This window comes from Actinomadura chibensis NBRC 106107, from assembly GCF_001552135.1.
Lineage (GTDB): Bacteria > Actinomycetota > Actinomycetes > Streptosporangiales > Streptosporangiaceae > Spirillospora > Spirillospora chibensis.
The window spans coordinates 43,941-63,676 of the sequence record NZ_BCQP01000035.1 but is presented as its reverse complement, the minus strand read 5'-3'; the positions used below and the strand labels follow the sequence as shown (position 1 = coordinate 63,676).

The 19,736-nt window shown below is 73.5% G+C and carries 18 protein-coding genes; 9 read left to right on the top strand and 9 right to left on the bottom strand.

Annotation, left to right across the window (positions count from 1 at the left end; translation table 11 throughout):
• Positions 1 to 174: 174 nt before the first annotated feature.
• The 3 genes from ACH01S_RS20160 to ACH01S_RS20150 all read left to right on the top strand — a co-directional run bounded on the left by ACH01S_RS20160 (position 175) and on the right by ACH01S_RS20150 (position 3,516).
• The gene (locus tag ACH01S_RS20160) at positions 175 to 1,827 is read left to right on the top strand and encodes a nitrite/sulfite reductase (protein ID WP_067893467.1); all 1,653 of its coding nucleotides are present in this window, start codon (positions 175 to 177) and stop codon (positions 1,825 to 1,827) included.
• Positions 1,828 to 2,044: 217 nt separating this feature from the next.
• The gene (locus tag ACH01S_RS20155; RefSeq protein ID WP_067893465.1) at positions 2,045 to 2,755 is read left to right on the top strand and encodes a phosphoadenylyl-sulfate reductase; all 711 of its coding nucleotides are present in this window, start codon (positions 2,045 to 2,047) and stop codon (positions 2,753 to 2,755) included.
• Positions 2,756 to 2,781: 26 nt separating this feature from the next.
• Positions 2,782 to 3,516 carry a sirohydrochlorin chelatase gene (locus ACH01S_RS20150; protein WP_067893550.1) on the top strand — a complete coding sequence of 245 codons (735 nt, stop codon included), beginning with the start codon at positions 2,782 to 2,784 and terminating at the stop codon, positions 3,514 to 3,516.
• Between the two features lie 24 nt (positions 3,517 to 3,540).
• Here ACH01S_RS20150 and ACH01S_RS20145 read toward each other — a convergent pair whose 3' ends face one another.
• Entirely contained in the window at positions 3,541 to 4,275 is a 735-nt protein-coding gene (locus tag ACH01S_RS20145; RefSeq protein WP_246236994.1) for a DUF1707 SHOCT-like domain-containing protein, read from the bottom strand.
• A 199-nt stretch (positions 4,276 to 4,474) separates the two neighbouring features.
• On the opposite strand from ACH01S_RS20145, the gene ACH01S_RS20140 reads away from it, so the two are divergent.
• Positions 4,475 to 6,100, top strand: a complete 1,626-nt coding sequence (locus ACH01S_RS20140) for an acyl-CoA dehydrogenase family protein (RefSeq protein WP_067893463.1) — start codon at positions 4,475 to 4,477, stop codon at positions 6,098 to 6,100.
• A gap of 11 nt (positions 6,101 to 6,111) precedes the next feature.
• On the opposite strand, the gene ACH01S_RS20135 is transcribed toward ACH01S_RS20140, so the two are convergent.
• From ACH01S_RS20135 to ACH01S_RS20115, 5 genes are all read right to left on the bottom strand, one after another.
• Positions 6,112 to 7,059, bottom strand: a complete 948-nt coding sequence (locus ACH01S_RS20135; protein WP_067893461.1) for an ABC transporter permease — start codon at positions 7,057 to 7,059, stop codon at positions 6,112 to 6,114.
• On the bottom strand, positions 7,056 to 8,525 hold the full coding sequence (locus ACH01S_RS20130) for a sugar ABC transporter ATP-binding protein (RefSeq protein WP_067893459.1): 1,470 nt from the start codon (positions 8,523 to 8,525) through the stop codon (positions 7,056 to 7,058). Before ACH01S_RS20130 ends, ACH01S_RS20135 begins: the two co-directional genes overlap by 4 nt.
• A 15-nt stretch (positions 8,526 to 8,540) precedes the next feature.
• Entirely contained in the window at positions 8,541 to 9,539 is a 999-nt protein-coding gene (locus tag ACH01S_RS20125; RefSeq protein ID WP_067893457.1) for a sugar ABC transporter substrate-binding protein, read from the bottom strand.
• On the bottom strand, positions 9,536 to 10,336 hold the full coding sequence (locus ACH01S_RS20120) for an SAM-dependent methyltransferase (protein ID WP_067893455.1): 801 nt from the start codon (positions 10,334 to 10,336) through the stop codon (positions 9,536 to 9,538). The genes ACH01S_RS20125 and ACH01S_RS20120 overlap by 4 nt, the downstream gene beginning before the upstream one ends.
• Before the next feature lie 129 nt (positions 10,337 to 10,465).
• Positions 10,466 to 11,257 carry an SAM-dependent methyltransferase gene (locus ACH01S_RS20115; RefSeq protein ID WP_067893453.1) on the bottom strand — a complete coding sequence of 264 codons (792 nt, stop codon included), beginning with the start codon at positions 11,255 to 11,257 and terminating at the stop codon, positions 10,466 to 10,468.
• Positions 11,258 to 11,369: 112 nt separating this feature from the next.
• Here ACH01S_RS20115 and ACH01S_RS20110 point away from each other — a divergent pair, with 112 nt between their 5' ends.
• The 3 genes from ACH01S_RS20110 to glgX all read left to right on the top strand — a co-directional run bounded on the left by ACH01S_RS20110 (position 11,370) and on the right by glgX (position 14,734).
• On the top strand, positions 11,370 to 11,918 hold the full coding sequence (locus ACH01S_RS20110) for a DUF4262 domain-containing protein (RefSeq protein WP_067893449.1): 549 nt from the start codon (positions 11,370 to 11,372) through the stop codon (positions 11,916 to 11,918).
• Positions 11,919 to 11,968: 50 nt separating this feature from the next.
• The gene (locus tag ACH01S_RS20105) at positions 11,969 to 12,547 is read left to right on the top strand and encodes a GNAT family N-acetyltransferase (protein ID WP_067893447.1); all 579 of its coding nucleotides are present in this window, start codon (positions 11,969 to 11,971) and stop codon (positions 12,545 to 12,547) included.
• Between the two features lie 96 nt (positions 12,548 to 12,643).
• Positions 12,644 to 14,734 carry a glycogen debranching protein GlgX gene (glgX, locus tag ACH01S_RS20100; protein ID WP_083980900.1) on the top strand — a complete coding sequence of 697 codons (2,091 nt, stop codon included), beginning with the start codon at positions 12,644 to 12,646 and terminating at the stop codon, positions 14,732 to 14,734.
• A 22-nt stretch (positions 14,735 to 14,756) separates the two neighbouring features.
• Here glgX and ACH01S_RS20095 read toward each other — a convergent pair whose 3' ends face one another.
• Positions 14,757 to 15,158: a hypothetical protein gene (locus ACH01S_RS20095; protein ID WP_067893444.1), complete on the bottom strand. Its 402-nt coding sequence runs from the start codon at positions 15,156 to 15,158 to the stop codon at positions 14,757 to 14,759.
• A gap of 159 nt (positions 15,159 to 15,317) precedes the next feature.
• Here ACH01S_RS20095 and ACH01S_RS20090 point away from each other — a divergent pair, with 159 nt between their 5' ends.
• On the top strand, positions 15,318 to 16,043 hold the full coding sequence (locus ACH01S_RS20090; protein ID WP_067893441.1) for a pyrimidine reductase family protein: 726 nt from the start codon (positions 15,318 to 15,320) through the stop codon (positions 16,041 to 16,043).
• On the opposite strand, the gene ACH01S_RS20085 is transcribed toward ACH01S_RS20090, so the two are convergent.
• Entirely contained in the window at positions 16,025 to 16,726 is a 702-nt protein-coding gene (locus ACH01S_RS20085; protein ID WP_067893438.1) for a dihydrofolate reductase family protein, read from the bottom strand. The genes ACH01S_RS20090 and ACH01S_RS20085 overlap by 19 nt on opposite strands.
• 75 nt (positions 16,727 to 16,801) lie before the next feature.
• Between ACH01S_RS20085 and ACH01S_RS20080 the strand changes: the two genes are divergently transcribed.
• A complete protein-coding gene (locus tag ACH01S_RS20080; RefSeq protein WP_067893436.1) occupies positions 16,802 to 17,893 on the top strand; it encodes an ATP-dependent DNA ligase in 1,092 nt (363 codons plus the stop codon).
• A gap of 51 nt (positions 17,894 to 17,944) precedes the next feature.
• Here the strand turns inward: ACH01S_RS20080 and ACH01S_RS20075 are convergent, their stop codons facing one another.
• Positions 17,945 to 19,639 (bottom strand): alkaline phosphatase D family protein, encoded by a 1,695-nt coding sequence (locus tag ACH01S_RS20075; RefSeq protein ID WP_067893434.1) that lies wholly within the window; start codon positions 19,637 to 19,639, stop codon positions 17,945 to 17,947.
• Positions 19,640 to 19,736 lie beyond the last annotated feature (97 nt).

Genomic DNA, 19,736 nt, shown 5'->3' with positions numbered 1-19,736 from the left:
CGACTTCCTCCGCGTCCGCAGCGCGATCTGTCGGTGACGCTCCGACCACGCCCCTGCACAACCGGGCGCGTGGTGCATCGGCGTCACTGTTGAATCACCTCCTGCTCAGCGTCGAGCCGGCCGCTTTGACTGCCGGTGCGCTACGCGTCCCACTCTCAGACGAGGACGCGCGCCGTGCCACCCGCGATCAAGCGCAAGAAGGCCGAGGGCCAGTGGGCCCTCGGTTACCGGGAACCGCTCAACAAGAACGAGGAGAACAAGAAGAACGACGACGGGCTGAACGTCCGCCGCCGCATCATCGAGATCTACTCCAAGTCCGGCTTCGACTCGATCGACCCCGCCGACCTGCGCGGCCGCTTCCGCTGGATGGGCCTCTACACCCAGCGCAAGCCCGGCATCGACGGCGGCCGCACCGGCGCCCTGGAGGACGAGGAGCTCGAAGACCGCTACTTCATGCTCCGGGTGCGGATCGACGGCGGCCAGCTCAGCGGCCCCCAGCTGCGCACCGTCGCCGACATCTCCACGCGGTACGCCCGCGGCACCGCCGACGTCACCGACCGGCAGAACATCCAGCTGCACTGGGTGCGGATCGAGGACGTCCCGGCGATCTGGGAGGCGCTCGACGCCGTCGGGCTGCACACCACCGAGGCGTGCGGGGACGTCCCGCGCGTCATCATCGGCTGCCCGCTCGCCGGGATCGCGGCCGACGAGGTGATCGACGCGACCCCGCAGCTCCGCGACATCCACGACCGCTACATCGGCTCCCCCGAGTTCTCGAACCTGCCGCGCAAGTACAAGACGGCCCTGTCGGGGTGCACCGCGCACTGCACCGTCCACGAGATCAACGACATCGCGTTCGTCGGCGTCGTGAACGAGGCGGGCGAGACCGGCTACCAGCTCTTCGTCGGCGGCGGCCTGTCCACCAACCCGATGTTCGCGCAGAGCCTCGGCGTCTTCGTGAAGCCGGAGCAGGCCACGGAGGTGTGGCACGGCGTCACGTCGATCTTCCGCGACTACGGGTACCGGCGGCTGCGCAGCCGCGCCCGGCTGAAGTTCCTCATGAAGGACTGGGGCGCCGCGAAGTTCCGCGAGGTGCTGGAGAAGGAGTACCTCGGGTACGCGCTTCCCGACGGCCCCGAGCCCGCCGCGCCGCTCCCCCGCCGCGACCACGTCGGCATCCACCCGCAGCGGGACGGCAACTTCTACGTCGGGTTCGCGCCGCGCGTCGGCCGGGTGAGCGGCGAGCTGCTCGGCGTCATCGGCGACCTCGCCGACCGGTACGGCTCCGGCCGGGTCCGGACGACCATCGAGCAGAAGATGGTCATCCTCGACGTCCCGGAGGAGAAGACCGAGGAGCTCGCCGACGAGCTGGCCAAGCACGACCTCCAGGTGCGGCCGTCCACGTTCCGGCGGCAGACGATGGCGTGCACGGGCATCGAGTACTGCAAGCTCGCGATCACCGACACCAAGCAGCGCTCCATGGACCTGATCGACGAGCTGGAGGAGCGGCTCCCCGACTTCGACCAGCCGCTGACGATCAACGTCAACGGCTGCCCGAACGCGTGCGCGCGCATCCAGGTCGCCGACATCGGGCTGAAGGGCCAGCTCGTCCTGGACGAGAACGGCGACCAGGTCGAGGGCTTCCAGATCCACCTCGGCGGGCAGCTCGGCGCGTCGTTCGGCAAGAAGGTCCGCGGGCTGAAGACGACGTCGGCGGGGCTGACCGACTACGTCGAGCGGGTCGTCCGCGCCTACGACAAGCAGCGCGGCGAGGGAGAGTCCTTCGCCGAGTGGGTGCGGCGCGCCGACGAAGCCGATCTCCAATGACGGGCGAAGCGAACCGGGGGGCGTCGGGGGGCGCTCCCCGGCACGGCGGCGGTGGAGGCGAGCGCATGGCGCCCTTCTACTGCCCCTACTGCGGTGAGGAGAGCCTCGAACCCCGCGAAGAGCACGGGTCCTGGTTCTGCCCTGACTGCGTCCGTTCCTTCACGTTGAAATTCCTCGGTGTCGGAGCTCCCCGCACCGCGAGCAAGGAGGTCCCTCGGTGACTCTTCTGGAGACCGACAGACCCGCACTCGACCTCGAAGACATCGTCGAGTCCGCCGCCGCCGCGCTGGAGGGCGCCTCCACGCTGGAGGTCATCCGCTGGGCGGCCGCGACGTTCGGCGACCGCATCTGCCTCACCTCGTCCATGTCGGACGCCGCGCTGATCCACCTCGTGTCGAAGGTGAAGCCGGGCATCGACGTCCTGTTCGTCGACACCGGCTACCACTTCGCCGAGACGATCGGGACGCGCGACGCCGTCGAGGCCGTCTACCCGGTGAACGTGATCAACGTGACGCCGTCCCGGACGGTCGAGGAGCAGGAGGCCGCGCTCGGCCCGCGCCTGTTCGGCCGCAACCCCGACCTGTGCTGCCACCTGCGCAAGGTCGAGCCGCTCGGCCGGGCCCTTGAGGGGTACATGGCGTGGTTCAGCGGCATCCGCCGGGACGAGACGGCGAGCCGCCGCGACCGCAAGGTCGTCGAGTGGGACCGCAAGCGCGGCATGGTCAAGGTCAACCCGATCCTGGACTGGTCCCAGGACGACATCGACAACTACATCGAGGACAACGGGGTGCTCGTCAACCCGCTGCACTACGACGGGTACCCGTCGATCGGGTGCGCGCCGTGCACCCGTCCGGTCGCGCCCGGCGAGGACCCGCGCAGCGGCCGGTGGGCCGGGATGGGCAAGACCGAGTGCGGTATCCACCTGTGAGCTCCCCGCACCGCACGGGCCGTCCGATGGTGGCGGTCGCGCACGGCAGCCGCGACCCGCGCGCCGCCGCGACCGTCGCCGCGCTGCTCGACGCCGTCCGGGCGCGGCGGCCGGACGTGCCCGTGCACGCCTCGTTCCTCGACCACGCCCCGCCGACGCCCGACCGCGTCCTGGACGGCCTGGCCGCCGACGGCGCGGACGCGGCGGTCGTCCTGCCCCTCCTGCTCACGGCGGCCTACCACAGCAAGACCGACATCCCGGGCGTGCTGAACCGGGTGCGGGCCCTGCACCCGCGGCTGAGCCTCCGCACGGCCGAGACGCTCGGCCCCGACCCGCTGCTGATCGACGCCCTGGAGCGCCGCCTGTCCGGCGCCGGGGTGGAGATCGGCGACCCGGACACGGCCGTCGTGCTGGTGTCGGCGGGGTCCAGCGACCCGGCGGCGAACGCCGTCATCGCGCGGCTCGCCCGGGAGTGGCGGGCGCGCGGCTGGCGGGACGTCGTCCCGGCCTACGCGTCGGCGGCGCGGCCCCGTCCGGCGGAGGCGGTGGCGGCGCTGCTGGCCGCGGGCGCCCCGCGGGTGGCGGTGGCGTCGTACTTCCTCGCCCCCGGCTACTTCGCCGACAAGGTCCGGGCGGAGACCCTCGCGGCGGGCGCGGCGGCGGTGTCCCCGGTGCTCGGGGCGGCCCCCGAGGTCGCGGACCTGGTCGTCCGGCGCTACACCGAGGCGCTGGAGACGGCCCGCACGGCGGCGGCCGGATAGGCGAGGCGTTCGATAAGCCGCGCGTCAGGCGCGGTCGCGCCACCAGGAGGCGACCGCGCGGCGCAGCGGCGCGTGGTGCTGGTCATCGACGATCTTGATGTCGCCCATGACGGCGTTCGCGGTGACGCGGACGACCGGCACCCGCGCCCCCGGATGCGGGTCGCGGACGTTGACCCTGCGGTCGCCGAGGAAGGCGCGGCCGGTCAGCTCGACGGTGACGCCGTCCGGGACGATGATCTTCACATCGCCCATCACGGCGGTGGCGGTGATGTCGACGACGCCGCTCGGCACCTGCGCGCCGCGCAGGTCGAGCTCGACGTCGCCCATCACCGAGACGGCCTCCAGCGGGCCGTCGATGCGGCCGACGATGCGCTCCTTGCAGTCGCCCATGACGGCGCTGAACTTGCGCTGGACCTGGACGGGCGCCGGGTTCGCGCCGGGCGCGCCCATGCCGGGCAGGTCGGCGGTGATGCGGTCGAGGTCGCCGCGGGTGACGGCGGCGTAGGCGGCCTCGGTCCGCTCGGTGAGCTCCTCGAAGGTGAGCCGCCCCTCGACCGAGGCGATCCGCAGCCGCTCGACGGCGGCCTCGCGCTCGGCGTCCGAGGCGCGGATCACCTCGGGCGGCGGTTCCGGGGCCTGCCCCGGAACCGGGTCGAGCCCGGCGTCGGACGCCGCGACCTCGACCGGGCGCGGGCCCGGCCGCAGGTCCGGCGGGCGGCACGCGGACTGCCGCTCCGGCTGCGGACTGGACTGACTCATGGTTCGAAGGTATGCCCCCCGCGCCCCGGGACAATCCGCCGCGCGGACGAGATCGTCCCACCACTTCAGGAGGATGGACGCGGACCCCCGCCGGAGGCATGATCGTTTACCCGTCCGAACGCGGTTCTGTATCCTGCCGGGCAGCGGCGGCAGCGGCGGTCGCGCCGCCGCCGGGAGCGCGGCAGGCAGGAGCAGAGCGGTGACGCACGAGGTGTTCAATCAGGTCCCCCCGCTGGTGGGGCACGACGTGTCCGCCGAGGCCGTCCTGCTGGACGGGCTGGAGCGCGAGGGCGCGGGCTGGGCCGTGCCGGAGGTGCGCGAGCTCGGACGCCTCGCGGGCACCGAGCGGGCGCAGGAGTGGGGGCGGCTCGCGAACGAGCACCCGCCCGTCCTGCGGACGCACGACCGGTACGGGCGGCGGATCGACGAGGTCGAGTTCCACCCGGCGTGGCACGAGCTGATGGACGTCGCGGTGACGCACGGCCTGCACGGCTCGGCCTGGGCCGACGAGCGGCCGGGCGCCCACGTCGCGCGGGCCGCGAAGTTCTACGTCTGGCGGGTGGACGCGGGCCACGGCTGCCCCGTCTCGATGACGTACGCGTCCGTCCCGGCGCTGCGGAGGGCGCCGGAGCTGGCGGCCGAGTACGAGCCGCTGCTCGCCGCGCGGGAGTACGACTTCGGGCTGCGCGCCCCGCTGGGCAAGCGGGGGCTGCTGGCCGGGATGTCCATGACCGAGAAGCAGGGCGGGTCGGACGTCCGCGCCAACACGACGCGGGCCGAGCCCGGCGCCGACGGGACGTACCGGCTCGTCGGCCACAAGTGGTTCACCAGCGCGCCGATGTGCGACGTGTTCCTGACGCTGGCGCAGGCGCCGGGCGGGCTCACCTGCTTCCTGGTGCCGCGCGTCCTGCCGGACGGTTCGCTGAACCCGCTGCGGCTGATGCGGCTCAAGGACAAGCTCGGCAACAGGTCCAACGCGTCCGCCGAGGTGGAGTACGAGGACGCGGTCGCGTGGCGGGTCGGCGACGAGGGCCGCGGCGTCCGGACGATCATCGAGATGGTGAACATGACCCGGCTCGACTGCGTGATCGGCGCGGCGTCCGGGATGCGGCTCGGCGTGACCACGGCCGTCCACCACGCGGCGCACCGGAGCGCGTTCGGACGGCCGCTGGCCGAGCAGCCGCTGATGCGGAACGTCCTCGCCGACCTCGCGGTGGAGTCCGAGGCGGCGACGATCACGATGCTGCGGCTCGCGGGCGCCACCGACCGGTCGGTGCGCGGCGACGAGGCCGAGGGCGCGTTCAGGCGGCTCGCGCTCGCGGCGGGCAAGTACTGGATCTGCAAGCGGTGGCCCGCGCACGCGGCCGAGGCCCTGGAGTGCCTGGGCGGCAACGGCTACGTCGAGGAGTCGGGCATGCCGCGCCTGTTCCGGGAGTCGCCGCTGAACTCGATCTGGGAGGGCTCGGGCAACGTCGCCGCGCTGGACCTGCTGCGCGCCATGCTCCGCGAGCCGCTGGCGGTGGACGCCTTCTTCGACGAGGTCGGCCGGGCCGCCGGGGCGGACGCGCGCCTGGACGCGGCCGTGAAGGAGGCCAAGGACGACCTCGCCGACCCGGCCGCGATCGAGTACCGCGCCCGCCGCGTCGCGGAGCGGCTCGCGCTCGTCCTCCAGGGGTCGCTGCTGGTCAGGCACGGCCACCAGGCCGTCGCGGACGCGTTCTGCGCGTCCCGGCTCGGCCGCGACTCCGGCGCCGCGTTCGGCACCCTCCCGGACGGCCTGGACGTCGGCGCGATCATCGACCGCGCCGCCCCGGCCGACGCCTAGGACACGGACGCCTAGGGGGCTCCCGCCGAACGGCGCAGCAGCCGGTCGAGCGTGACCGCCGCCAGGATCAGCAGGCCCTCGATGACCTGCTTGTAGGTGGGGTCCCAGCCGAGCAGGTTGAAGCCGTTGGAGATCAGCGTCAGCACCAGCACCCCGACGAGGCTCCGCCAGACCGCGCCCTCGCCGCCGAGGATGCTCGTCCCGCCGATGACGACGGCGGCGATCGCGGTCAGCTCCAGCAGGCTGCCGAGGCTCGCCTGCGCGGACCCGGCGCGGGACGCGAGGACGAGCCCGGCCGTCCCGGCGCAGGCGCCGCTGACCGCGAACACGGCGATCCGGACGGGCGCGGTCCGGACGCCGGACAGCCGCGCCGCCTCCGCGTTCCCGCCGACCGCGTAGACGGCGCGGCCGAGCGTCGTCGCGGCGAGCAGCAGCCAGCAGACGGCGGCGACGCCCGCGAGGACGAGCGTCGGCACGGTGACCCGCCCGAGGACGGTCGGGTAGCTCAGCGACTGGAACGCGTCGAGCTGCCCCGCGCGCGGGTAGACGATGGCGCCGCCGGTGATCACGACCGCGAGCCCCCGGTAGACGATGCTGAGCGCGAGCGTCGCGATGAACGAGTGGACGCGGGACAGGGCGACGACGAGGCCGGTCGCGGTTCCCATCAGGGTGCCGGTCGCGACGCCCGCCGCGTACCCGGCCGGGACCCCGGCGGACCGCGTGACCAGCACGGCGACGACCGCGCTGACCGCGAGCACGGCGCTGACCGACAGGTCGAACACCCCGCACACGATGCAGAGCGTCATGCCGCAGGCGAGGAGCCCGACCACGACGGCCTGGTCGAGGACGTTCACCAGGTTCCCCGTGGTGAGGAACGTGCTGGTCGACAGCGACAGCGCGACGACCATCCCGGCGAGCGCGACGACGATGCCGTGGTCGCGGACCGCCGCGTACCTCATCGCAGGCCCGCCGTCGTGAGGACGTCCTCGGCGCGCGCGCCGCGCGGGAACTCGCCCGCGACGCGGCCCTCGCGCATGACCAGGACGCGGTGCGCGAGGCCGAGCACCTCCTCGACCTCCGACGACGCCATGAGCACCGCGACGCCGCGCGCGGCCAGCCCGGCGATCAGCCGGTGGACGTGGGCCTTGGCGGCCACGTCGACGCCGCGCGTGGGCTCGTCCACGAGGAGGAGGCGGGGCGAGCGGACGAGCCACTTGCCGAAGACCGTCCGCTGCTGGTTGCCGCCGGACAGCGTCCAGGCGGGACGGCCGACGCCGCCGACGCCGAGCGTGTCCGCCGTCCCGGCGACGGCCGACCGCTCGGCGCGGCGGCGGACGAAGCCGAGCCGCCGCCGCTCCGGCAGGCTCGCCAGCGCCAGGTTCTCCGCCGCCGACCGGACGAGCACGAGCCCCTGCTCGGCCCGCGACTCGGGGACGAGCCCGGCGCCGAGCGCCATCGCCCGGGACGGGGAGGGCCGCCCGGCGACCCGGCGGCCCGCGATCACGACCTCCCCGGCGTCGCGCCGGTCCGCGCCGAAGACCAGGCGGAGCGTCTCGGTGCGGCCGCTGCCGACGAGCCCGGCGAGCCCGACGATCTCCCCCGCCCGCACGTCCAGGCCGACGCCGCGCACCGCCGTGCCGCGCGCGAGGCCCCGGACCGACAGCACGACCGGCGCGTCGTCCGGGACGGGCTCGACCTCCGGGTACAGCACGTCGACGGGGCGTCCGACCATCGCCCGCAGCAGGTCCCGCGGCGTCAGGTCGGCGGCGGGCGCGGTGGTGACGTGGCGGCCGTCCCGCAGGACGGTGACGGTGTCGCAGGCGTCCAGGACCTCCTCCAGCCGGTGCGAGATGAGGACGACCGCGAGCCCGTCGCGCGCGGCGAGGTCGCGGGCCAGGCCGAGCAGGCGACGGGCGGCGGGCGCGGGCAGCAGGGCGGTCGGCTCGTCCAGCGCGATCAGCCGCGCGCCGCGCGCCAGCGCCCGCAGGATCTCGACCCGCTGGCGGCTGGCGAGCGGAAGGTCGCCCGCGCGGGCGGACGGGTCGAGGTCGAACCCCGCCCGCGCGGCGAGGGCGGCGAGGCGGTCCCGGTCCGCGGCGCGGGCGCGGAGCGCGCCGCGCGTCCCGAGCAGGACGTTGTCGGCGACGCTGAGGCCCGGGACGATCGCGCCCTCCTGCGTGACGAGCGCGATCCCGTGCCGGAGCGCGTCGCGCGGGGACCGGAGCGCGACGGGCTCGCCGTCGACGAGGACGCGTCCGGCGTCGGCCCGCACCGCCCCGCACAGGACGCGGGCGAGCGTGCTCTTCCCCGCGCCGTTCTCGCCGACGAGGCCGTGCACCCGCCCGCCGCGCAGGGTGACCGACACCCCGTCCAGGACGGTGGTCCCGCCGTAGCCCTTGCCGATCCCGTCGAGCGTGACGTCCACCCTGGTTGGCCGCGGCTACTCGTCGTACTCGCCGGTGATCCCGGACGAGGCGATCAGGTCCTTGGTCAGCTCGCCGCCGTTCGGGACGAGCGTCGACATATCGGTCGCCGCCGGGACGGTCCCGCCGCGCGCCTTGGTGAGGCCCAGCTCGGCGGCCTTCGCCCCGGCCGTCCGGATCGGCAGGTACGGGATGCCGTACCAGCGGCCCTCGCGGACGGCGGCCACCGCCTGCCGGGACGCGCCGTTGCCCACGTAGCGGATGTCCTTGCCCTTCGCGACGCCCTCCGCGCCGAAGAGGGCCTGCGACGAGCCGATGACGACGTCCACGCCGGGATGGGCCTGGAGGAGGTCCTGCATGGCCTTGCGTCCGGAGTCGCGGGTGTAGCCGCCCTCGATCTGCGCGACGACCTTCACGTCCGGCGCGCTCTTCAGCGTCTTCACGACGGCCTCGGTGCGCGCGTTGTCGAGCGGCAGGGCCTTCAGGCCCTCCAGGTAGGCGACCTCGCAGGGCTTGGCCTTGACCGTCCTGCAGGCGCCCGCGCCGAGCCGGCCGAGCCGCTCGCCGTTGCGGACGGGCACGTCCACCAGCGAGATCGCGCCCGGGACCTGCGGGTCGGCGGTGCCGTAGCGGGGCCCGACCGGGGTGAACTGGACGACCACCGCGATGCCGCTCTGGACGGCCTTGCGCACGGCGGGCACGGACGCCGTCCCGTCGTTGGCCTGGACGACGAACACCCCGAACCGCTTGGACGTGATCGCGTCCTGCATCTGCCTGATCTGGGCCTGCGCGTCGAAGTTGGCGTCGAAGAACTCGGCCTTGACGCCCGCCTTGCCCGCCTGCTCCTTCACGCCCTCGAACGTCGCCTGCGAGAACGAGTTGGCCTTGGCGAAGCCGAAGAACGCGACGTCCTTGGCGCCGCCGCCCGGCTTGGCGCTCCCGCCGTCATCGTCCGGATCCGCGCACCCCGCCAGGAGGAGGAGACCCGCCGCCGCTACCGCTAACTGCCTCTTCATGGTTTTCGACCCACTCCCACGTAGAACCATTCGCCGCCTGGACGCGTCCGGTCCTCCTCGTCGTCCGGACGCCATTCGTTGACCGCCGTGACCCCCGGTTCCAGCAGGTCGAAGCCCTCGAAGAACCGCGAGATCGCGGCGTGGGAGCGGTGGATGAGCGGCGCGTTCGCGCCGTCGTAGACCTCCCTGGCCGCCGCGCCGATCTCCGGATGGGCGTCGTCGGTCAGATGGGAGACGATCAGGTGGCTGCCCGGCGCCATCCGCTCGGCGAACGTCCGGACCACGCCCCACGGGTCCTCCTCGTCGGTCAGGCAGTGCAGGATCGCCACGAACAGCACCGCGACCGGCCGGGAGAAGTCGATCAGCCGCTCCACCTCGCGGTGGGCGAGGATCCGCCCCGGCTCGCGGACGTCCTGCCGCACGACCGTCGTGGTGTCGTCGATGGCCCGCAGCGCGCGGGCGTGCGCGAGCACCACAGGGTCGTTGTCGACGTAGACGACCCGCGCGTCCGGCGCCACCCGCTTCGCGACCTCGTGCACGTTGTCCTGGGTCGGCAGCCCGGTGCCGAGGTCGAGGAACTGCGTGATGCCCTGCCGCGCGGCGAGCCGGACGGCGCGGCCGAGGAACCGCCGGTTGGCGATGCAGATGTCCCGGCTCGGGCCGAGCGCCATGATCTTCTCCGCGGCGGCCCGGTCGGCCGGGTAGTTGTCCTTTCCGCCGAGGTAGTAGTCGTACATCCGCGCCGCGTTGGGAGTGTCCACGTCGGGGGTGTACGGGGTGAATTCCTCGTCGTCCATCGCTACCCCTTCACGCCGACGACGCAGCCGATCACGCGCAGCGTATTACCCCGAAGATCACAGGATGTGAACACTGGCAAGATCATCCAGAATATATCGATTTCCGCCCGGACATATCCGGTGTTTCGGTCAGCTCTTCCGGCCCACCGCGCCGTAGGCGTCGATCGGCGCGGGGGCGTCGTCGTCCGGCCGCCAGCCCGTGATCGGGACGAGCCCCGGCTCCGCCAGCTCCAGCCCCTCGAAGCATCGGGCGAGCTGCGCGGGGGCGCGCAGCACGTACGGGACGCCCCCGCTCTCCACCAGCTTCTCGGCGCCGTCGACGACCTCGGAGCCGGTGTCGGTCCCGTCCCAGAGGACGAGGTGGCTGCCGGACGGCACCGCGTCCATCAGCCGCCCGACGATGCCGCGCACGACGGCGAGGTCGGGCTCGTAGCCGAGCACCCCCATGAACATGACCGCCACCGGCTCGCCGAAGTCGAGGACCTCGCGCGCCTCCGCGAGGATCAGGTCGGGGTCGTGGTAGTCGGCGTGGACGTAGGTGGTCACGCCCTCCGGCGTCGTGTTGCCGAGCAGCGCGCGGGCGTGCACCAGCACCATCGGGTCGTTGTCGACGTAAACGATCCGGGACTCGGGCGCCACGTGCTGCGCGACCTCGTGGGTGTTCTCCATCGTCGGCAGGCCCGTGCCGACGTCGATGAACTGGCGGACGCCGCACTCGTCGGCGAGGTAGGTCACCGCGCGGATCAGGAACCGCCGCGACTCCCGCGCCATCGTGACGATCTCCGGGTACACGGCGGCGACGGAGTCCCCCGCGGCCCGGTCGGACTCGTAGTTGTCCTTGCCGCCCATCCAGTAGTTCCAGATCCGCGCCGCGTGCGGGATCTCGGACTGGACGGCGTCGGGCTCGACAGCGTCGGCCATGGCGGGCCTTCCTCGCGCGGGGTGGGGCCGGGCCGATCTCCCGGCCGGCCCAATCATTCCGGACACCGGCTCGCAGCGATACCGAGGGTCGATAGATCGTAAACTCAAGGTCATGTCCGAGGGCCGTTCCCCCTGCACGTGCGTGATCTGCCGCGACTACGGCGACCGCGACAAGCTGGACAACTTCCAGCTCCGCACGATCGTGCACATCACCGAGTACGGGTGGAGCGTCGTCCTCGTCCCGGCCGACGACGCCGGGCCCGGCTGGGCGTACACGATCGGGCTGTGGCACAGCCACCGCGCGCCCGAGCTCGCCATGTGCGGCGGCGACGTGTACGAGATGGAGGAGTCGCTGAACGCGCTCGGCCGGCACGCCGCCGAGGGGCGCGCCCCGGCCGACGGCGAGCGCCGCGACGGCGTCGTCCGCGGCCAGCCCGCCGCGTTCCGGGAGGTCGACCCGCGCTGGTACGACGGGCTGTTCGGCGGGGCCGTCGCGTTCTACCGGCGCCCGCCGCTGCCGATGCTCCAGGTCGTCTGGCCGAACCCGGAGGGGCTGTACCCGTGGCAGCCGGGCACCGACCTGACCTTCCGCCACTCCCAGCCGTGGCTGTGGCTCAGCCCGAGCCAGCACCCCGCCGGGGCGTGGACGCGGCGGCTCTGACCGGCGCTTCCACCGGGACCCTCCCGTCGCCGGGACATACGATCGGCGGGGTGTACGGGCCGCTCGCCGAGACCATCCGGACCCGGCGCCTCGTCCTGGAGCCGCTGGCGGTCCAGCACGCCGACGAGCTGGCACCGGTCCTCGCCGACCGGCGGCTGCACCGCTACACCGGCGGCGAGCCGCTCACCCTGCCCGAGCTGCGCGCCCGCTACGCCCGGCTCGTCGCGGGCCCGGCGCCGTTCCACCAGGAGGGCTGGCTGAACTGGGCCGTCCGCCGGGTCCGGGACGGCCAGGCGATCGGCTACGTGCAGGCGACCGTCGCCGCCGCGCCGCCCGGGTTCGCGGTGGCGCCGCCGTCCGCCGGGTCGACCGTCACGCCGGGGCCGCCGCGCCCCGTCGCGTCCGTCGCCTGGGTGATCGGGATGCCCTACCAGGGGTTCGGGTTCGCGACCGAGGCCGCCCGCGCGCTGGTGGACTGGCTGGTCGCGCACGGCGTGCGGGACGTCGTCGCGACCGTCCACCCGGACAACCGCCCGTCCGCGGCCGTCGCGGCCCGGATCGGGCTGCGCGCCACCGGCGCGACCACCGGCGACGGCGAGGACGTCTGGCGCCTCCCCCACCGAGGGTGACACTCGTGACACTCGCGTGGCGGGCCGTGCCGCGCGGGCGGCGCCGGGTAGGCCAGAATCGTCAAGCCAGGACGTACCGGCCGAGGAGTGGAGCGCATGGAGGTTTGGCCCGGGGACCCCTACCCGCTGGGCGCCACCTGGGACGGCACGGGCACCAACTTCGCCCTGTTCTCCGAGGTGGCGCGGCGGGTCGAGCTGTGCCTGTTCGACGACTCCGGACGCGAGACGCGCCGCGACCTGCCCGAGGTGGACGGCTTCGTCTGGCACGGCTACCTGCCCGGCGTCGGCCCCGGCCAGCGCTACGGGTACCGGGTGCACGGCCCGTTCGACCCGGGCGAGGGGCACCGGTGCAACCCGTCCAAGCTGCTGCTCGACCCGTACGGGAAGGCGGTGGAGGGCGGCGTCCGCTGGCACGAGTCGCTGTTCTCCTACCGGTTCGCCGACCCCGACGTGATGAACGAGGACGACAGCGCCCCCTACATGCCGAAGAACGTCGTCGTGAACCCGTTCTTCGACTGGGGCGACGACCGCCCGCCGCGCGTGCCCTACCACGAGAGCGTCATCTACGAGGCGCACGTCAAGGGCCTGACGAAGCTGCACCCGGGCATCCCGGAGGAGCAGCGCGGGACGTACGCGGGCCTCGCCCACCCGGTGATGATCGACCACCTGCTCGACCTCGGCGTGACGGCCGTCGAGCTGATGCCGGTGCACCAGTCGATCCCCGAGCACGCGCTCGTCGCGCGCGGCCTCGACAACTACTGGGGCTACAACACGATCGGGTTCTTCGCCCCGCACAACTCCTACAGCTCGTCCGGCCAGTTCGGGGAGCAGGTGCTGGAGTTCAAGGCGATGGTCCGCGCGCTGCACGAGGCGGGCATCGAGGTCATCCTCGACGTCGTCTACAACCACACCGCCGAGGGCGACCACCTCGGCCCGACGCTGTCGTTCCGGGGCATCGACAACGCGTCCTACTACCGGCTGCGCGACGACGACAAGCGCTACCACCTCGACTACACCGGCTGCGGCAACTCCCTGAACGTCCGGAACCCGCACGCGCTGCAGCTCATCATGGACTCGCTGCGCTACTGGATCCTGGAGATGCACGTCGACGGGTTCCGCTTCGACCTCGCGTCCGCGCTGGCCCGCGAGCTGCACGACGTCGACCGGCTCGCGGCGTTCTTCGACCTCGTCCAGCAGGACCCGGTCGTCTCGCAGGTCAAGCTGATCGCCGAGCCGTGGGACGTCGGCGAGGGCGGCTACCAGGTCGGCAACTTCCCCCCGCTCTGGACGGAGTGGAACGGCAAGTACCGCGACACCGTCCGCGACTTCTGGCGCGGCGCGTACGCGACGATGCCGGAGTTCGCGTCCCGGCTGACCGGGTCGTCGGACCTGTACGAGCACAGCGCGCGGCGGCCGTTCGCGTCCATCAACTTCGTCACCTGCCACGACGGCTTCACGCTGGCCGACCTCGTCTCCTACGACCACAAGCACAACGACGCCAACGGCGAGGACAACCGCGACGGCACCGACGACAACCGGTCCTGGAACTGCGGCGTGGAGGGCCCGACCCGCGACCCGGACGTCCTCGAACTGCGCGCCCGGCAGCGCCGCAACTTCCTCGCGACGCTGTTCCTGTCGCAGGGCGTCCCGATGCTCTCCCATGGCGACGAGCTGGGCCGCACCCAGCGCGGCAACAACAACGCCTACTGCCAGGACAACGAGATCGCCTGGGTGCGCTGGGACGACTCCGACGACGCCGAGTTCGTCCGGACGCTGTCGCGGCTGCGGCGCGACCACCCGGTGTTCCGCCGCCGCCGCTTCTTCACCGGGCGGGGCGCCGGCGCCGCCGCCGACATCGCCTGGCTCACCCCGGCGGGCGAGGTCATGACCGACGAGGACTGGAACGTCGGCTTCGCCAAGTCGCTCTGCGTGTTCCTGAACGGCGACGCCATCACCGAGCCCGACCCGCGCGGCCGCCGCGTCCGCGACGACTCGTTCCTGCTGCTGGTCAACGCGGGCGCGGAGCCGGTCGAGTGCACGCTGCCCGGCGGCGAGTACGGCGAGCGCTGGGAGGTCGCGCTCGACACGGCGGAGCCCGGGACGGCCGGCGACCGGCCCCGCGTCAAGGCGCGCGACGTCGTCACCGTCGCCGGACGGTCCCTCGCGGTACTCCGCAGAATCCCCTAGGCGATCTTCTGGGCGCGGGTCTCTACGGGCGGGTCACCTCCATCGCGGTGAGGAACACCAGGACGAACGTCATCACGGCCACTCCCCCGTGGACGACGACCGCGGCCGTCGGGAACGACCGCTCGGCCCCGCGCGCGTGGCGGCCCCCGCCGCCGACGAGCCACCGGGTGAACAGCATGACCCCCTGGAAGAAGACGACCATCAGGGCCGCGAACGCGGCCCACGCGTACTCGGCGCGCCCGGTGAGCAGGTAGCCGACCCAGACCCCGAGCCCGGCCACCGCCGACAGCGGATGGCCCGCCATGACGGCGACCGGGTACCGCGTCACCTTCGTCGCCCGCCCCTCGTGCGCCAGCCAGCCGACCAGCAGGTAGGCGCCCGCGACGGCGGCGACCACCCACGCGGCCAAAGCGGCGAATTTCAACCCCCCGCTCCTTTCACTGCAATTTTCATCCCCGTCCCCCGCCCCAGTGTCGCCCGACTGCGGCCCCGCCATGACGGATTCGTACAGATTGCCGTACGGACCGTCACCGCGGCGGCCGGTCCGGGGGCCGTTCGCGGCCGTGCAGTAGCTTGGTCTCCCATGCGAGCCCTGACCGCGGAGGACGGCGAGGTCGACCTCGCCGAGCGCTACGCCTACCCGCCGGACGGCGTCTGGCTGCGCGCCAACATGGTCGCGAGCCTCGACGGCGCGGCGCAGCGCGACGAGCGCAGCGCGGGCCTCGGCGGGCCCGCCGACCGGCGCCTGTTCCTGCTGCTGCGCGGCCTCGCCGACGTCGTGATCGTCGGCGCCGAGACGGTCCGCGCCGAGGGCTACGGCCCGGTGCGGCCGACCGACGACTGGGGCGGCGTCCGGGACGGGCGCACGCCCGTCCCGCCGCTGGCGATCGTCTCGCGGTCCCTCGACCTGGACTTCGACGCGCCCGTCTTCACCGAGGCGAGGGAGGACGCGCGGACGATCGTGCTGACGGCCGCGTCCGCCGACCCGGCGCGGCTGAAGGCGGCGCGCGAGCGCGCCGACGTGATCGTCGCCGGGGAGCCGTTGCTCGACTTCCAGGGCGCCGTCCGCGCGCTCGCCGAGCGCGGCCACCGGCGCCTCCTGTGCGAGGGCGGTCCGAGCGTCCTCGCGCAGATGGTGGCGGTCGGCCTGCTGGACGAGCTGTGCCTCACCCTGAGCCCGCAGCTCCTCGGCGGCGACCCGACGCGGATCCTGAACGGGCCGCCGGTGCCCGTCCCGGCGGAGCTGTCCCTCGCCGGCGCGCTCCGCGACGACGACTTCCTCTTCCTGCGCTACACGCGCAGGCGGTAGCGGACGAACAGCACGCCCTCGTCCAGGTAGAGGGCGGCGGGGTCGAGCGGGACCTCGGCGTCCAGGCCGTCCAGGAGGCGGGTGTGGCGGGCGGTGCCGAGCAGCGTCGGCGCGATGTTGAGGCACAGCTCGTCGACGAGCGACGCCCTGATCAGCGCGGACGCCAGCGCCGGGCCGCCCTCGCAGAGCAGCCGCGCGAGGCCGAGGTCCTCGCGGAGGGCCCGGACGGCGGCGGGCAGGTCGAGGTCGTCCTCGCCCGCGACGACCACCTGGACGCCGTCCGGCACCTTCCGCCGGGCGGCGCGCGTGGTGACGACGATGGTCGGCGTCTCCGCCTCGGTGAACAGCGGGAGCGTCCAGTCGAGATCGAGGGCGCGGCTGACGACGACGATCGGCGCGGGCGGGCCGCCGCGCCGCGCGCGGAGATCGGGGCGCAGGCGGGCGGGGCCGAGGCGCCCGGTCCGGACCGTCCCGGCCCCGACGAGGATCGCGTCGGCGAGGGCGCGCAGGGTGCGGAAGACGCGGAGGTCGGCGGCGCCGCCGAGGCCGTCCGTCCAGCCCTCGGCGTCGGTGGCGGAGCCGTCCGCGCTCATCACCATGCCGAGCCGCAGGCCCGGCGCGTCGCCGTAGGCGACGTACGGGTCGACGCCGCCGGCGGCGGGTTCGGGCAGCAGACGGCGCATGACCTGCAGGTTATCGGACGGATTCGCGGTGACCCGCCGTCCCGGACTGTCGGTGGCAGGGCGCACTATAGGGGCATGGACCTGCCGATCAGCCCGCCGCTGCCGCCGATGCTGGCCAAGGCGGTCAAGACCATGCCCAAGGGCGACCTGCTCTACGAGCCGAAATGGGACGGCTTCCGCTGCATCGTGTTCCGCGACGGCGACGAGGTGGAGCTGTCCAGCCGGGGCGAGAAGCCGCTCACCCGGTACTTCCCCGAGCTGGTCGAGGCGGCCAGGCGCGAGCTGCCGCAGCGGTGCGTCGTGGACGGCGAGATCGTCCTGCCGCGGGGGACGCGCCTCGACTTCGACGCCCTCCAGCAGCGCATCCACCCGGCCGCGTCCCGGGTCAAGCTCCTGGCGGAGGAGACGCCCGCCTCGTTCGTGGCGTTCGACCTGCTCGCCCTCGGCGACGAGTCGCTGCTTGAGGTGCCGCTCGGGGAGCGCCGGGCGCGGCTGGTCGAGACGCTCGCCGGGGCGAAGGCGCCGATCCACGTGACGCCCGCGTCCGACTCCTACGAGCTGGCGCTGCGCTGGTTCGACGAGTTCGAGGGCGCCGGGCTGGACGGCGTCATCGCCAAGCCGCGCGACACCGTCTACGAGCCCGACAAGCGGGTGCTGTTCAAGGTGAAGCACGAGCGGACGGCCGACTGCGTGGTGGCGGGGTTCCGCTGGCACAAGTCCGGGCCGATCGTGGGGTCGCTCCTGCTCGGCCTCTACAACTCCGAGGGCAAGCTCCAGCACGTCGGGGTGGCGGCGTCGTTCACGATGAAGCGCCGCGCCGAGTTGGTCGACGAGTTGCAGCCCTACCGGCTGGAGAACCTCGCCGAGCATCCGTGGTCGGAGTGGGCGAGCCAGAGCGAGGCCACCGTCGACCGCATGCCCGGGGCCGTCTCCCGCTGGACGGGCAAGAAGGACCTGAGCTGGGTGCCGCTGCGTCCCGAGCTGGTCGTCGAGGTGGCCTACGAGGGGATGGAGGGCGACCGCATCCGGCACACCGCCCGCTTCCGGAACTGGCGGCCCGACCGGACGCCGGAGTCGTGCACGTACGAGCAGCTTGAGGTGCCGGTCGCCTACGACCTGGGCGACATCCTGTCCGGCGGGGCGACGAACGCGCGCGCCGACCGCTGACGGCGGCGCGTGACGGGGTCCGGCTCCGCGCCGGACCCCGCCGCGCGGCGGTCAGGGCCGCTCGGTCTCGTTCTCCACGGTCTGGCGGATTAGATCCCGCTCCGATCGCGCCGACGCCTTGGCCGACTGGTAGGGGCGGAGGTAGGTCTGCTTGACGCCCGGCACGCGGTCCTCGATGACGAACGTGGCCTTGACCGACGCCTTCGCGCCCGGCGTCCGCACGGTCGGCACCGTCGTGAAGTCGGCCCTGAACTCGTCCTTGCCGATCTTCGTCAGGACGTAGCCGCGCTGGTTGTTGTAGAACCGCAGATGCGGGTTGATCTTCAGGTAGGGGTGGTCGGCCGGGTTGGAGTCCGCGCCGTCGCCGGTGCTGGTGATGGACGTGGCGACCAGCTCGGACCCGACCGTCTTCGAGCCGGGGTCGTCGTAGTCGGCCTTGAGGTCGCTCGCCCAGTGGGCGTGGACGTCGCCGGTGAGCACGACCGGGTTGCGGACCTTCGCGTCCAGCCAGCCCTTGGTGATCCGGTCGCGGGACGCGACGTAGCCGTCCCAGGAGTCCATCGAGGTCTTCTTGACCGGCCCGGCGGTGTTGTCGCGCTGCGCGAAGAACACCTGCTGGCCGAGGACGTCCCAGCGGGCGGTGGAGCGGCGGAAGCCGTCCAGCAGCCACTTCTCCTGCCTGTCACCGGTGATGGAGCGCTTCGGGTCGAGCGCGGCGGGGCAGTCCTTGTAGCCGTCGCCGCACGCCTGGTCGTCGCGGAACTGGCGGGTGTCGAGCATGTGGAAGGTCGCGAGCCGCCCCCACTGGACGCGCCGGTACACCTGGATGTCGGGGCCGTCCGGGATGGAGGACCGGCGCAGCGGCATGTTCTCGTAGTACGCCTGGAACGCGGCGGCCCGGCGGGCGCGGAACGCCGCCGGGGACGGGGTGTCGGACCCCTCCTCGGGCACGCCGCCGGCCCAGTTGTTCTCCACCTCGTGGTCGTCGAAGACGACGAGCCACGGCGCCACCTGGTGCGCGGCCTGGAGGTCGCGGTCGGTCTTGTACTGGGCGTGGCGGAGCCGGTAGTCCGCCAGCGTGACGGTCTCGGGGCCCTCGTGGTCGCGGACGTTGCCGCCCGGGATCGTGTAGACGCCCTTCTTGTACTCGTACTGGTAGTCGCCCAGGTGCAGGATCAGGTCGGGGTGCTGCTCGGCGAGCCGCCGGTAGGCGGTGAAGTAGCCGTGCTCGAACTGGGAGCACGACACGAACGCCATGGCGAGCGCGGGCCCGAAGGCGGCGGGGTGTGGAGCGGTCCGGGTGCGCCCGACCGGGGAGACGTACTTTCCGGCGCGGAAGCGGTACCAGTAGTCGCCGCCCGGCCGCAGGCCGTTCAGCTCGACGTGGACGGAGTGCGCGGACTGGGGCCGCGCGGTGGCGGTGCCGCGCCGCTCGACGCGCCGGAAGCGCTCGTCGGACGCGACCTCCCAGGCGACGGGGATCGGCCGGGACGGCATGCCGCCGCGGCCGTCCTCGGCGAGCGGGTTCGGCGCGAGCCTCGTCCAGAGGACGAAGCCGCCGGGGTCGGGGTCGCCGGACGCGACGCCGAGGGTGAACGGATCGCCGGGCAGGGCGCGGGAACGGGGGGCGGCGGCCTGCGCGGCGCCGGGGACGCCGGCCACGGCGACGGCGGTGGCGAGACCGCCGGTGACGAGGAAGGAGCGCCGGTCGAGCGGACGTGGGGGTGCGGCCAGGGAGTCGGCCATGTGTCGCGACCTTTCGGAGAAATCCGGCATGCAACGCCGGAATCCTCACCAAGGACCGTGACCTCGGAGCACCGCGCGGATGACGTCCGCCGCAACA